Genomic DNA, 14,889 nt, shown 5'->3' with positions numbered 1-14,889 from the left:
GACCTGCTTTTCTGAAGCTCCTGCCATCTATTTTCGGTTTAGAACATATTTATGTTTAATTTCAAATCGAAATAAAACTTAAACATTCATGGAAAAACGTTTCAGATCAGGGGTTTTGTTCGGCGATGAAGTTACAGAGCTGTTCAAGTATGCCAATGAGAATAACTTTGCACTGCCAGCCGTTAACGTGATTGGCACCAACTCTATCAACGCTGTGCTGGAAACAGCCAAGTCGCTTAATTCACCTGTTATCATTCAGTTCTCGCACGGTGGCGCCACATTCTTCGCTGGCAAAGGCCTTGAGAACGACAACCAGAAAGCCGCCATTGCTGGCGCTGTTTCCGGTGCCCAGCACGTGCACCTGATGGCCGAAGCCTACGGCGTACCGGTAGTGCTGCACACTGACCACGCTGCCAAGAAATTGCTTCCATGGATCGACGGTCTGTTGGACGCCGGTGAGAAATACTATGAGCAACACGGCAAGCCGCTTTACAGCTCCCACATGCTCGACCTTTCTGAGGAAGAGATCAAAGAAAACATCGAGACCTGCGCCAGCTACCTGAAGCGCATGAACAAGATCGGCATGACCGTAGAGATCGAGCTCGGCGTCACCGGTGGCGAAGAAGACGGCGTGGACAACACAGGCGTGGACAGCTCTCGTCTCTATACCCAGCCTGACGAAGTAGCCTATGCTTATGAGGAACTGAAGAATGTAAGCGATCGCTTCACCATTGCAGCGGCTTTCGGTAACGTGCACGGCGTATACAAGCCGGGTAACGTAGAGTTGCGCCCTGAGATCCTGAAAAACTCACAGGACTTCATCAAAGAGAAATTCGGAACTGGTGATAACCCGGTGAACTTCGTATTCCACGGTGGTTCAGGTTCTGAGAAAGCCAAGATCACGGAAGCGATCGGTTACGGTGCCATCAAAATGAACATCGACACCGACATGCAGTGGGCCTTCTGGGACGGCGTGAAGAACTACTACGAGTCGAAAAAGGACTACCTGCAAGGCCAGCTCGGCAATCCGGATGGTGCTGACTCTCCAAACAAGAAGTACTACGACCCACGCGTATGGCTGCGTAAAGGTGAAGAAAACTTCATCGCCAGACTGAAAGAGGCCTTTGAGGACCTGAACTGCGTAAATCGCAATGCTTAATCAGTATTGATTATAATAGAAAGGGTGAGGCGAGAGCTTCACCCTTTCTATTTACTACCTATGCTCCATTAACCACTGGTAAATCTCCTCAGTATCTTCTTTGCGACACAGCTCCGATCCCGGTGTCATAGTAGCGGCGGTGCCGGCGGCTACGCCGTAACGCACCACCTCCTCCAGTGAACACCCTCTGAGCAAACTCATCACAATTCCAGCGACCATGCTATCACCGGCGCCTACGGCGCTCTGTTGCTTTACGGTAGGTGGTACCACATAGTGTATACCTGATTCTTTAGACGCCAGCATGGCGCCACGTGGACCGAGCGATACTACCAACACTTTACACTTGCCCTCGTTTAGCACCTGCATGGCGAACTCTTCCTGTTCCATTGCTGATATGTGGTCTTTTCCGGCCAGTTTGGCTAACTCACCCAGATTTGGTTTGATCAGGTATAGCCCCTCTCCTGCCGCCTTCACCAAAGCCTCTCCCGAAGTATCCACGATCAACTTGAAATTGCGCTTGTGCGCGATCACCGCCATCCGGAGGTAAAAGTCATCGGGCACACCTGGAGGTAGACTGCCGCTGGCTACCACATACTCGGGCACCTGCTCCAGCTTCTCTAGTTTATCCAGCACCTGCTGCCACTCCGACTCCTCGATGTAGGGACCTGGCATGCCAAAGCGGAACTGGTCGCCCGTGCTGTCCTCCATCACCATCAGGTTCTCCCTGGTCCAGCTTTTGGTTTGGCCAGACCAATATTCCACACCTTCTTCCTTTAGCAGGTCACACAGCTTTTCACCGGCTGGTCCTCCGGAGAGCAACCAGGCCCAGGAGCTTCCACCAAGTTTATGGATAGCGCGCGAAACATTGATGCCTCCTCCCCCCGGCTCGTATACGGGCTCGTCGCAGCGGAGCTTCTTCTCAGGCAGCACCCGCTTCACATGGGTGCTCTTGTCTAAGGCAGGATTGATCGTGATAGTTAGAATTTTGTGCATGCTTCTTCAGGTATAATGGGTTCCGGCGAGGGTGTAGGTATAGTGTTGGGCTCTGAATGACTTTATCGCTGAATATCAAACTCCTTCTGATCACCTGTCTGGAAGGTATAGACTTTGCCTTGAACACCTATTTTTACTTCTTTGGACCAACCTTTGTCAAAAGTGATGATCATTTTCCTAGTGGTAATATTCAGCTGCAGCCAATGTCCCCGATAGCGCAGCTGCATGTTGAGGCAGGGCATCTCATCTGGAAGCACCGGATTCAGCCACAGCACATCATCACGGATCTCAAGGCCGGTATAGGCGCGTTGCGCTAAGTCTACCGTACCCGCCATGGCACCGAGGTGTATACCTTCGGCCGTAGTGCCACCCTGTATATCCTCCAGGTCGCTCATCAGAGCCATTTCAAAATTAGCCCAGGAACGCTTGCGGTCTGAACGGGCCAACACCCATGCGTGCACGATCTTGCTTAATGTGGATCCGTGGGAAGTGCGCTGTTCGTAGTAGGCAATGTTATCCGGTATGCTTTCAGGCTTGAAGTCGTAGTCCAGCTGCTTGAAGATGGAAAGCAATTCTTCAGATGAAAACAGATAAAAAAGCATCAGCACATCTGCCTGTTTGCTGGCTTTGTACTTATTCACGTTGTCACCTTCGCTTTCCAGAATGCGGTCGAGGCGCATGGCCTCACCATGTTTGGCTCTGTATGTCTCCCAGTCGAACTCCTGCAGCTGATCGTAGCCATCAAACTGTGCTATGATCTTTGTGTCTTCCAGAAAAGGAACATACATCCGCCTGCTGATCTCCTCCCAGCGTGTCAGATCATCCGGGCTGAGGTGCAGTTTGGTTAGCAGCTCTTCGAAGCGCGAGTCATCGATCACATCCTTCAGTTGCAGCGCCTTCTGAATCACCCATACAGCCAGCACATTGGTATAGGCATTGTTGTTGAGGCCGATTTCATCTGAATCAGGATACTCGGTATGGTATTCGTCAGGCCCTACCACATGCAGGATTTCGTAGCGCCCGGTTTGTTTATTCGGTGTGGCGATGGTTGACCAGAACTGTGCGATGTCCAGTAAAAGCTCAGCGCCGTGATAGCTGAGGAAATCGATGTCTTCAGTAGCCTGGTAGTAATTCCACACATTGTATGCCACTGCCGAACTGATGTGCCGCTGCAGGTAAGTGTTGTCTGGCAGCCACCGCCCGGATTGCGGATTGAGGTGAATGACCTGACTTTCCTCACGGCCATTGCTGCCACTTTGCCACGGAAACATCGCCCCTTTGTACCCTGACTCTTTCGCGGCGCTTCGGGCTTCGTTCAGGCGGCGGTAACGGTACATGAGCAGTTCTCGCGTGATGGCAGGCAGGTGCAGGTTGAGGAAAGGGAAAATAAACAGTTCGTCCCAGAAAATGTGTCCTCTGTAAGCCTCTCCGTGCCACCCACGGGCAGGTACGCCTACGTCGAGGTCGACGGTATGGCCGGAAACAGTTTGTAGCAGATGAAATACGTGCAGCCGCAAAACAGACTGCACCTTCGTGTTGCAGGCCGTATCGAGGTCGCAGCGGTTCCAGAGCCGCTGCCATGCCCGCTTGTGCACCTCCATTGCTTCCTCAAAGTTCCCTTGCCTGGTGATGTTGACACAGGCATCCAGCAAAGGTTCGGAGGTGGCCCAGTCGCGTGAGGTATAAAGCAGCACGCACTTTTCGAGGCGAAGCGGCTGGCCTTCAGTAGCCTGCAGCTTAAATTGATGCTCCACATAGCCCTGCTCGATCCTGGTCTGAGGCATAATACCGCTGGCGTTGCCATTCAGGTATACCCGAGTGCGGGCCACCTGCGCCATACGCGTTTTAGACTGCACTGTTTGCACCACCAGGTACATGCACTCTTCATCATACTGCCCCTGATCCAAGGTTTCCAGGTGCTGACTAGCGAGTTCGCGATAACGGGCTACGCCGCTGTTGATGACCCGTCCGTCCAGAGCGGCACGCAACTCCACTTCTCCCGACCAGTTGATGGGGGTCATTTGCCACTCCAGCGCGGCGAGGTGTGGGTTAGCCATGCTGACGATGCGGCGGGTATTCAGTTTGGACTCACGGCCTTTGCTGTCGCGGAAATGCACCGTGCGACAAAGTGTGCCGTGTTTCATATCCAGCTCCTGTTTGAAATCCAGCACCTCCACATTACTCATATGAAACCACTCTTCACCGGACTGCCGGAAGGAAACCGGAAGCCAGTTAGGCCAGTTCACAAGATCTTCGTTTTCGATCTCCTTTCCGGCCACTTCGGAGGTAAGTCTGTTATAGCCACCGGCCAGATAGGTACCGGGGTAATAAATGTCTGCTTCGGCACGGGCTTCTTCAAATGCGCCACGGGTGGCAATGTAGCCGTTACCTAAGGTGCAGAGTGCTTCGCGCAGGCTTTGCTCTTTGGGGACCCACTTATCGTAAATGATGCTCCAGTCAGCCATGATTTATCTTTTTGATAGAGTCTGTCAGGTCTTCCAAAAAAACACGCACTTCATCCACACTTTCCAGGCGGTAGGTAGCAGCCGTCTTGTCATCATGCTCCCCTACCAGTATCCCTATACCTTGTCCCTGCAGCTCAGCAAAAGCATCCTCGTCGGTTATATCGTCGCCAATGTAGAGCGGGATATAGTTGCCCTTGTTCAGGCCTAGTTCCTCCATCAGCCACATCACCGCTTTTCCTTTGTGCCAGTCAATATTCGGTTTGAGTTCGTAGATTTTTTTCCCTAAGCCAATTTTCAGCTCCGGCATGGAGTCTAGCACCTCATCCACAGCTTTTCGCACCATCTCTACCTGATCGTCGGCTACGTTTCGGTAGTGCACCGCTATGGCGTAGCGCTTGCGTTCGACCTGACTTCCTTCCACTTGTCTGAGCTTCTCCTGAAGCATGGTATCCGCTTTGTCAAGAGCGGACAGAGCGGCTTTGGCTCCACCCGGCTCTGAGGCCATACCTCCCGGACCAGTTATATCAAAACCGTGCGAGCCGGCAAAGTACAAGTTGTCAAGCTGCACGAGTTCCGCCACATTCTGCCGGTCGCGGCCGCTAACCACGGCTACCTTCGTGACAGTAGCCAGCTCCTGCAGGGCCTGCCGCATGTCGCCGGACAAAACAGCCATTTCAGGGCGCTGCACAATGGGTGTCAGACAGCCGTCGTAGTCAAGGAATATTGCGGGCGTTTTGCCCTGAAACTGTGCTTTGAGTTCATTCAGTTGGTTGAGGGCCGAGGGAAGTTCGTGGGCCTCACGTTTCTGTATCATAGTGTTGGATTAGGGATATCGAAAATGCGGTTTATACCTTGGGGAATTCTTTGATGACAATATCAGCGCCATTTGCCTGCAGGCCTTCAGCATCGTGGTGACGGTCTATACCTACCACCAGCGCAAAGCCACCGGCTTTACCAGCTTTTACACCTTTGCGGGCGTCTTCAAACACAGCCGCCTCCTCGGGCGCTATACCTAGCCGGCGGGCCGCCTCTAAAAAAATATCGGGTGCCGGTTTGCCTTTCAGTCCCAGCTCAGCCGACTGCAGTCCATCCACATGCTCTTCAAAAAGCCGCTCTATACCTGCGGCATGGAGCACATCCACACAGTTTTTGCTCGCCGATATCACAGCCGTCCGCATGCCTTGTTGCTTCTGTCGCTTCAGCCAGGCAATGGTGTCTTCATATACATCCACTCCTTCCTGCTTCAGCAATTCCTGAAAGTACATATTTTTCAGATTCCCAAGCCCTCCAATCGTCTCATCGCCTTCTTCGTCTTCTGGTGTGCCCTCCGGTAAAGTAATACCGCGGGAGGTCAGAAAATTGCGCACCCCATCGTAGCGGGGGATGCCATCAATGTGTTCCCTGTAGTCGGTTTCAATATCGAGGGGTTCGTAACGTTTTCCTTCTTTCTCGCCGCGCTGTTTCAGGTACGAATCAAACATTCGCTTCCAGGCTTGGGCATGTACCCGGGCTGTTTGTGTAATGACACCATCGAGATCCAGAATCAGCGCTTTTATATTTTTGTCCTGAAGTAATTGCTGGAGGGTACTCATAATTCATTGGTTAGTTTAAAAGAAAGAATACCAGGGAAGTGATAAGCTGCCTGAACTGAATTGCTCCATTGACAAGCTGAAACCGGTACGTGAACAATTCAGATCAGGCAGAATTTTTACCCCCTACGGAATACCTTCTGTGCGTTCATGTGGTGGTACGTCCGGGCCCTGCTCCGGCCGGGTCGAGAGATGCTGTCCGCCGGTTACATACTTCGCATGGGTGGGCGGCGTCCTTTTACCGTCATCCTCGCGCAGTATCTTTGCTTTAGGGGAATTTTTATCAATGGGTTGATCCTTTTCCTCTTTCATAATCTGTAAGTTAAAATGTGTAATTCAGATAAACCTGGTGTGAAAACTATAAAGCCCCGCATCAGTCTTTTCAATCTTAAACCTACGCAGCTACAAGTTAAATGATGCCGATTGCGAGCCCAGCTCCCAAAATACTGTATCTTTAAGCCTTAAATCCTGCTCATTCAAACAACCTTGCAGGAGCTTTCAGAGTAGTTTCAGCCGTAACCATCATACAAAATAAAACATGCTACACACCGATAACCCGACCACCACCGATGCCTGGAAAAAACTGGAAGATCACTTCGCCCAGCTAAAAGATCAGCACCTGCGCGATCTGTTTAAAGCTGATCCGCAGCGCTTCGAAAAGTTTTCCTTTGAAGTGGACGGCACACTGTATGACTTCTCCAAAAACCTCATTACCGAAGAAACGCTGGACCTGCTTGCCCAGCTGGCTGAGGAAACAAAGGTGCCCACCGCCATCGAAAGCATGCTGCGTGGCGAGAAGATCAACGCCACTGAGGGCCGCGCCGTGCTGCATACCGCCCTGCGAAACTTCACCGATCAGGAGCTGCTGGTTGATGGTGAAAATGTGCTGGAGGAAGTGCGGGATGTGCAGCGCCAGATGAAGGACTTTTGTGACCGCCTGCACAGCGGCGAGTGGACGGGCTATACCGGTAAAAAAGTGCGGCATGTGGTGAATATAGGTATAGGCGGTTCTCACTTAGGCCCCCAGATGGTAACAGAAGCGCTGAAGAAGTACCAGAAGCCGGACATTGAGGTACACTTCATCTCTAATGTGGACGGCACCGATGCTGCAGAGGTGCTACGCAAAGTAGACCCCGAGACGACACTTTTCATCATCGCTTCCAAAACGTTTACGACGAAAGAAACCATCGCCAACGCCCATACGGCTCGCAGCTGGTTTTTGGAGACCGCCAAGGACGAAGCGCATGTGAGCAAACACTTCGTGGCGCTCTCCACTAACACCGAGGCGGTTTCTAAGTTCGGCATTGCCCCTGAGAACACCTTCCGCTTCTGGGATTGGGTGGGCGGACGTTTCTCGCTTTGGTCGGCCATTGGTTTGTCGGTGGCCTGCGCCTTGGGCTATGACAGGTTCGAGGAACTGCTCCGTGGTGCCGAAGCCATGGACAAGCACCTGAAAAATACACCGATGCGCCAGAACATACCCGTGCTGATGGCTTTGCTGAGCGTTTGGTACACGAATTTCTTTGAAGCGCAATCACATGCGGTGCTGCCTTACGACCAGTACCTGCGCCTGTTGCCAGAGTACCTGCAGCAACTACAGATGGAAAGCAACGGCAAGACCGCCATGCGCAACGGTAAGTTTGTGAACTTCCAGACGCAGCCTGTGATCTGGGGTGCGGCTGGCACCAACGGACAGCACTCTTTCTTCCAATTGATCCACCAGGGCACGGTTCTTATACCTTCTGATTTCCTGGCTCCAGTCAACAGCCACAACCCGATTAGTGAGCACCACCCGATGCTGCTTTCCAACTTCTTTGCCCAGACCGAGGCCCTCATGAAAGGCAAAACTGAGCAAGAAGTACGTGCCGAGCTGGAAAAGAAAGGTATGACTGGTGAAGATCTCGAGCAACTGGTGCCGCACAAGGTATTCGAAGGCAACAAACCTTCTACCTCCATTATGTTCGACCTGCTCACGCCGTACGCACTTGGCAGCCTGATCGCCATGTACGAGCACAAGACCTTTGTACAAGGCGTGATCTGGAACGTGTACAGCTTCGATCAGTGGGGTGTGGAACTGGGTAAGCAACTGGCCGGTACGATTGAAGAGGAAATACTGGGCAACAAGGAGGCTAAGCATGACAGCTCCACCGCCGGTCTGATCAGCTACTACAGACAAAAACGAAAATAGCGAAAACCTTGTAACGGTGCTGCGTTTAAAGAGTGAATTCACACCTTATGCAGCATCTATACCTTAAAATGGCGCTCCTGCTGCTTCTTACTCTAATGCTGAGCAGTTGCGCCGACAATGATTTTTACCAAAAAGACGCGTTAGTGCAGCCGGGAGAGTATGATCTGCCCCCGGCTGGCACTGACAGCGTATGGGTCGTGGCAGGTCGCCATTACGAACGCGGCTGGCTGCACCGCCTCTTCTGGGGTCGCCACCATCGCGACAGCTGGACTACTCCTGTAAAACTTCCCGTGTTCGATCTGTCACGCGTCAACGGCGGGATGGAGGTCATTAAAAAAGGGGGCGGCTACCAGACCAGCAGCTTTCACCTTCAGGACAGCCTCGGCCGTATTTACGCTTTCCGCTCCATCGACAAAGACCCGGTGCTGGTGCTGGCTAAGTTCTGGCGTCCCACATTTGTCACCAATATACTGCGCGATCAAACCTCCTCTGCCACTCCCTACGGTGCCCTGATCATACCTGACTTAGCCAGCGCCGCCGGGATCTACCATACATCCCCTACCCTCTACTATGTACCCACCAATGATACTTTGTTTGGAGAACATGCCGGGGCGGTGCAGGGCAAGGTATACATGCTCGAAGAGAAGTTTGAAGGTATAGCCGACACGCTGGGTATGTTCGGAGACGTGGCAGGTTTTGAAGGCTCTGACGATGCCCTGCGCAACCGTTATGAAACCAACACACACCACTTCGACCAGAAGGCCTTTGCCCGCGCCCGACTGCTGGATGTGCTAGTTGGTGACTGGGACCGCCATAAGGGCCAGTGGGATTGGGCGGCTTATCAGGAAGGACCGGCGGATATCAGGTATAAACCCATACCCAAAGACCGCGACCAGGTATTCCTGAAAATGAACGACGGGGCTATACCTTTTATCGCCACCAGCAAACTGATGGCCCGCAAGTTCAACTCTTTTGGGTCCAAGATCAAAGATGTGAAAGCTCTGATGATCAATGCCGAGTTTATAGATGAGCGCCTGCTCCATGAGCTTACCCGCACGGATTGGGTAGCAATAGCAGAAGATTTAGAGCGTAGGCTCACAGATCAAACCATCGAAAAAGCAGTCAGAAATCTGCCACCTCCCATTTTCGCCCTCAGGGGAGAAAGCACCATCCAGAGCCTGAAAAACCGCCGCGATCAATTACCGGAGGTAGCCGAAGAAATGTACGAAATCCTTGCCAGCCATGTGACCATTGCCGGCACAGATGAGAACGACAGGTTTCATGTTAAACGGCTGGATGATGATCGCACAGAAGTCATCTTAATTCGTCCTGCCCGAAACGGTATACCTGAGAGAGTGCTGTACCAGCGCATATTCTATAGAAAAGAGACTGAAAAGATCACGCTGCACGGCCTTAACGGAGAAGACGAATTTTTGTTGGAGGGCGGTGTAGCAGAAGGTATACTGGTGGAAGTATACGGAGGATTAGGAGAAGACGAAATCACAGACAGATCGTCTGTAAAAGGTTGGCGCAAAATGACCCACGTCTACGACACCGAGCGCGGCAACGAAATCGATTTCGGTACAGAAGCCAAAGACCGCACCACCCGAGACGTGAGAGTGCACGCCTACGACCGGGAAGGAAATTAAAGTTTAAGAGTTGGGGAGTTTGAGAGTTTAGGAGTGTATATCTGTTGTAACAGACAATCATCCAATCGAATTAACTTAGGCGTTTCAGTGTCATTTCGACCTAAGGGAGAAATCTGAAGAGTTGCCTTTGTGTTAAAAATCCAAATTTCTCCTTTCTGCCAAGATAGCAAACAAGGACTATTACCCATTAAATCAGCAAAATTGGACTAAAAACTATTCCTACAAACTAAAAGCCCCGACTCTTCAACTCCTAAACTTTCAAACTCTTCTCGAGCATTTTCAGCACAAACTCTTCCATGCTGCTGAGGTGTTGGACTTTGGATTTTGTAGGATCATGCTTTTTGAGGAAGCCCATTAGCTTGTCCTCCCGAAAGAGATTGACAACCTCTGGATGGATATAGTATTTGCTGCAAACAGTCGGTGTGTTTCCCAAGCCCTTCGCCACTTCTTTCACGGCCTCTTTTATACCCTTCTCCTTGTCGATCTCCGGGTCCTCCTCAATCACCCGCTCCAAGCACTCCACCATACGCACGGTGCCACCCCAGGTCCTGAAATCCTTTGCCGTAAAATCGTGTGCGGTCACGTCTCGCAGGTATTCGTTCACGTCGCCGGACTCAAGTGTTTGCCGCTCCCCGTCTTCGTCGTAATATTGAAAAAGATCGTAGCCCGGAATATCCTTGCACTTCTTCACCAACTGCGCCAGACGCCGGTCTTTCAGATCAATCTTCTGCTCCACCCCTTTCTTGCCCACAAACGAAAAAGTGACAGTACTGCCATTAAAGGTCACGTGCCGGTCGCGCAGTGTGGTGAGGCCGTAAGACTTGTTGGACTTGGCGTAGGCACGGTTCCCGATCCGGATGAGCGCATTATCCATGATCGACACCACCAACGCTGTCACCTTACGCTTGTCCAGCTTGCGGGATTGAATGTCCTGCTGCACCTGTTGACGTAGGGCTGGCATTGACTTGCCAAACGTGATCATACGACCAAATTTAGTCAGGTTGCGGGCTGTTTGCCACTCCGGATGATAGATGTACTGCTTCCGGCCCTTATCATCACGGCCGGTCGCCTGCAAATGTCCGCGGGGTGTGGTGGCAATCCAGACTTCAGTCCAGGCTGGTGGTATTACCAGTTTTTTGATGCGCTCAAGTGTTTTTTCATCTGTTACTTTCTCTCCCTTGTTATTGAGGTAATAGAAACCGGTACCGGCTTTTTTGCGGGTGATGCCCGGCTTTTCGTCAGAGGTATAGCGCAGCCCCGCCCACTCTGCCGAGAGAGCCGGGTCTTTATATAAATTGTGTAGTTCTTTCTTAGTCATCTGCTGAGGCATTAGGCGCCTCCTGCCCATAATACTTTAAACTTGTGCAAAAGTTATTCGCCTTACAGACCGTGCAACAGCTTTTACTTATACCTCCTCAACATTTACCCTTATATTTGCCTCGGATAATGATATACCCATGACCATACATAAACAGATCTCTTACCTCTACGCCTTCTTTGGCGTGTTCATGCTGGGCTGTGGCGCTGTGGCCGTAGACGTGGCTGGCGAGCAGGCCCGGACTGCGCTGATCACAGGTATAGCCGGTGGTTTGCTGGCGCTGGTGGCCGGGCACTTTCTGAACCGCCGTCAGCGCTGGGCTTTTTTGCTGGGTACTGGTGAGGCTGGTCTGCTGACGTTGCTACTCGGATGGCGATCCGGCACCTATTTTATCCGCCTGCTTGAGATGGTACAGGAAGCCCCGGAGCCTAACTCCACCCAAACGGCAGGTATGGCTTTTCTGCTCACTACGGCCATGCTGGTAGTCGCGCTTTTGACTCTGGCTGTGTCTGTTATGTTCGCTAAGCAAGTGTTTGCCGAGACAAAATAGGCGTTCGTCTATATTTTTCTATAGCATTAAACCTTTATGTGTTATATTGGTCCTAACATAAGACCAATCGTTCACCTAAAAAGACTAATATGCTTCAGAAAATCGGTTTGAGTATCGTGCTCACGGCCAGTGTGGTCAGTGCAGCCGAGGCGCAGACAAAACTCGTAGAAAAGGTAACCAAGAAAAGCGATGAGCTGGTTATACCTTACGAAAAGTATAAACTGGCCAATGGCCTGACCCTGATCGTGCACGAAGATCACTCCGATCCGGTAGTGCATGTGGACGTAACTTACCACGTAGGCTCCGCCCGCGAAGAAGTAGGCAAATCTGGTTTCGCCCACTTCTTTGAACACATGATGTTCCAGGGCTCTGACAACGTGGCCGATGAAGAGCACTTCAAGATCGTATCTGACGCCGGTGGTACCCTGAACGGTACGACCAACCGCGACCGCACCAACTATTTCGAGACCGTGCCAAGCAACCAGCTGGAAACAGCCCTGTGGCTAGAGGCTGACCGCATGGGCTTCTTGCTCGACGCCGTAACCCAGAAGAAATTTGAGGTACAACGCGAAACTGTGAAGAACGAGCGTGGTCAGAACTACGACAACCGCCCTTACGGTCTGGTGTACGAGAAAACCTCGCAGCACCTGTACCCGCACGGCCACCCTTACTCCTGGACTACGATTGGTTACATCGAAGACCTGAACCGCGTGAATGTAGACGACCTCAAGAACTTCTTCCTGCGCTGGTACGGACCAAACAACGCCACTGTAACGGTGGGTGGTGACGTGAACCCTGCTGATGTAGTGAAACTCGTGGAGAAATACTTTGGCTCTATACCTGCCGGCCCGGCTGTGCAGGACATGAAGCCAATGCTGGCCTCTCTTACTGCTGACCGCTACATCTCTTACGAGGACAACATACGCTTCCCGATGCTGCGCATGACGTACCCAGTGCCTGAAGCTGGTCACAAAGACGAGCATGCGCTGGACGTACTGGCAGAGATCCTGGGACAGGGGCGTAACTCTATCTTCTACAAAAACTTTGTAAAAGAGCAGAAAGCGATGCAGGCTTCTGCCTTCAACTCCACTTCGGAGCTGGCAGGCGAATTTGGCATCACCATCATGGCCTATCCAAACAGCACGCTGGCTCAGATGGAAGAACTCCTTCGCAAGTCGATCGCTGAGTTTGAAACCCGCGGTGTAACTGACGAAGACCTGCAGCGCTACAAAGCCTCAGCCGAGTCGAGCCTGATCAACCGCATGGCAAGCGTGAGCGGCAAAGTATCACAACTGGCTGCTTACGAGACCTTCCGCAACAACCCGAATTACCTGCAGGAGGAAATTCGCCGCATCAACGCGCTGACCAAAGACGACGTGAAGCGTGTGTACAACCAGTACATCAAAGGCAAGCATGCCGTTATCCTGAGCGTGGTGCCAAAAGGCAAGCCGGAGATGGTGGCGAAAGCTGACAACTATACGGTTGACACCAACACGTCTGTAGCACAGCCGCAGGATTACAGCGGTCTGAGCTATACCAAGGCAGTTGACTCGTTTGACCGCAGCAAGCGTCCGGTAGCAAGCCAGGCCAAAGCGGTGAGCGTACCGAACTTCTATACCTCGAAGTTTAAGAACGGCATGAAGGTGATCGGAACCAAGTCTGACGAGATTCCAACTGTAACGCTGCAGCTGACTATACCTGGCGGGCACCGCTTACTGGCTAACAATCCTGGAAAAGCAGGTATAGCTTCACTTACAGCGTCCCTGTTGAACGAGGACACTGAGAACTACTCGTCAGAAGCATTCACCAACGAGCTCGACAAACTGGGTAGCTCTATCCGCATCGGTTCTGGTACTGAAGACACCTATATAACGGTACAGTCGCTGAAGAAGAACCTGGACAAAACACTTGTGTTGCTCGAAGAGCGCCTGTTCCGTCCGAAGTTCGCCTCTGATGACTTTGAGCGTTTGAAAAAGCAGCAGCTGGAAGGTATAGCCAACCAGTCGACGCAGCCTACGGCCATCGCCAGCAGCGTATATAACAAACTGCTTTATGGCGAAAACCACATCATGGCCATACCTACTTCAGGAACTACGGAGTCAGTGAGCAGCATTACCCTGGACGATGTGAAGCAGTTCTACACTGCCAACTTCACGCCTACAGGAGCTGAGTTGGTCATCGTGGGTGATATCGATGAAAAGGAGATTGTAGGCAAACTGGGATTCCTTAAAAACTGGAAGAAGAAAAACGTGAGCATCCCTGCTGATGTGAAAGCTCCAGCCATTGCGGGTACTAAAATCTACTTCGTAGACAAGCCAGATGCAGCACAGTCAGAGATCAGAATTGGTTACGTGGCCCAGCCTTATGACGCGACCGGTGAGTACTACAGAACATCACTGATGAACTTTGTGTTGGGTGGTGCTTTCAACAGCCGCATCAACCTGAACCTGCGTGAAGACAAAGGCTATACCTACGGTGCCCGTTCAGGCTTCGGTGGTAGCCGCTTCGCAGGTCCTTACACGGCATCTGCCGGCGTTCGCGCCGATGCCACTGCCGCTTCAGTAGTTGAATTCATGAAAGAGATCAACGATTACAGAACAAAGGGTATCACAGAAGAGGAGCTTCAGTTCATGAAGAACTCCATCGGTCAGTCAGATGCACGCCAGTACGAGACGCCTGCTCAGAAGGCGAACTTCCTGGGCCGCATCCTGCGCTACGACCTGAAGAAGGACTACGTAAGCAAGCAGACGCAGATACTGAACAACATCACGAAGCAGGAGATCGACGCACTGGCTGCCAAGCACCTGCCGTCAGACAAAATGCACATCGTAGTTGTAGGCGACAAGAAAACCGTGTTGCCTGAGCTGCAGAAGTTGAGCTACGATGTGGTGGAGCTGGATACCAACGGCAACCCCGTAGGTACCTCATCCGTAAAATAGACCATACTACACTTGGAAAAAGCCCCTGAAATTCAGGGG

At 51.8% G+C, this 14,889-nt stretch carries 11 protein-coding genes; 5 read left to right on the top strand and 6 right to left on the bottom strand.

Annotated features, from left to right (window positions below):
• The first annotated feature begins 88 nt into the window (after window positions 1–88).
• Complete coding sequence (gene fbaA, locus I0P70_RS03025) at window positions 89–1,159, top strand: class II fructose-bisphosphate aldolase (RefSeq protein ID WP_196114723.1); 1,071 nt, start codon at window positions 89–91, stop codon at window positions 1,157–1,159.
• 54 nt (window positions 1,160–1,213) lie between these two features.
• On the opposite strand, the gene I0P70_RS03020 is transcribed toward fbaA, so the two are convergent.
• The 5 genes from I0P70_RS03020 to I0P70_RS03000 all read right to left on the bottom strand — a co-directional run bounded on the left by I0P70_RS03020 (window position 1,214) and on the right by I0P70_RS03000 (window position 6,518).
• Complete coding sequence (locus I0P70_RS03020; RefSeq protein WP_196114722.1) at window positions 1,214–2,152, bottom strand: 1-phosphofructokinase family hexose kinase; 939 nt, start codon at window positions 2,150–2,152, stop codon at window positions 1,214–1,216.
• Between the two features lie 62 nt (window positions 2,153–2,214).
• Window positions 2,215–4,617 carry a glycoside hydrolase family 65 protein gene (locus I0P70_RS03015; protein ID WP_196114721.1) on the bottom strand — a complete coding sequence of 801 codons (2,403 nt, stop codon included), beginning with the start codon at window positions 4,615–4,617 and terminating at the stop codon, window positions 2,215–2,217.
• On the bottom strand, window positions 4,610–5,431 hold the full coding sequence (otsB, locus tag I0P70_RS03010; protein WP_196114720.1) for a trehalose-phosphatase: 822 nt from the start codon (window positions 5,429–5,431) through the stop codon (window positions 4,610–4,612). Before otsB ends, I0P70_RS03015 begins: the two co-directional genes overlap by 8 nt.
• Before the next feature lie 31 nt (window positions 5,432–5,462).
• On the bottom strand, window positions 5,463–6,209 hold the full coding sequence (locus I0P70_RS03005; RefSeq protein ID WP_196114719.1) for an HAD family phosphatase: 747 nt from the start codon (window positions 6,207–6,209) through the stop codon (window positions 5,463–5,465).
• Window positions 6,210–6,332: 123 nt separating this feature from the next.
• Complete coding sequence (locus I0P70_RS03000; protein ID WP_196114718.1) at window positions 6,333–6,518, bottom strand: hypothetical protein; 186 nt, start codon at window positions 6,516–6,518, stop codon at window positions 6,333–6,335.
• A gap of 226 nt (window positions 6,519–6,744) precedes the next feature.
• On the opposite strand from I0P70_RS03000, the gene pgi reads away from it, so the two are divergent.
• Both pgi and I0P70_RS02990 read left to right on the top strand, forming a co-directional pair.
• The gene (gene pgi / locus I0P70_RS02995) at window positions 6,745–8,394 is read left to right on the top strand and encodes a glucose-6-phosphate isomerase (protein WP_196114717.1); all 1,650 of its coding nucleotides are present in this window, start codon (window positions 6,745–6,747) and stop codon (window positions 8,392–8,394) included.
• Between the two features lie 47 nt (window positions 8,395–8,441).
• Window positions 8,442–10,043: a hypothetical protein gene (locus tag I0P70_RS02990; protein WP_196114716.1), complete on the top strand. Its 1,602-nt coding sequence runs from the start codon at window positions 8,442–8,444 to the stop codon at window positions 10,041–10,043.
• Between the two features lie 250 nt (window positions 10,044–10,293).
• On the opposite strand, the gene I0P70_RS02985 is transcribed toward I0P70_RS02990, so the two are convergent.
• On the bottom strand, window positions 10,294–11,361 hold the full coding sequence (locus tag I0P70_RS02985; RefSeq protein ID WP_196114715.1) for a DNA topoisomerase IB: 1,068 nt from the start codon (window positions 11,359–11,361) through the stop codon (window positions 10,294–10,296).
• 139 nt (window positions 11,362–11,500) lie between these two features.
• On the opposite strand from I0P70_RS02985, the gene I0P70_RS02980 reads away from it, so the two are divergent.
• Together I0P70_RS02980 and I0P70_RS02975 are read left to right on the top strand one after the other, a co-directional pair.
• Window positions 11,501–11,911 carry a hypothetical protein gene (locus tag I0P70_RS02980; protein ID WP_196114714.1) on the top strand — a complete coding sequence of 137 codons (411 nt, stop codon included), beginning with the start codon at window positions 11,501–11,503 and terminating at the stop codon, window positions 11,909–11,911.
• Window positions 11,912–12,000: 89 nt separating this feature from the next.
• Entirely contained in the window at window positions 12,001–14,850 is a 2,850-nt protein-coding gene (locus I0P70_RS02975; RefSeq protein WP_196114713.1) for a pitrilysin family protein, read from the top strand.
• Window positions 14,851–14,889 lie beyond the last annotated feature (39 nt).

It is taken from the genome of Pontibacter sp. FD36, from assembly GCF_015686655.1.
Classification (GTDB): Bacteria; Bacteroidota; Bacteroidia; order Cytophagales; family Hymenobacteraceae; genus Pontibacter.
This window is presented reverse-complemented; position numbering and strand designations above follow the sequence as displayed.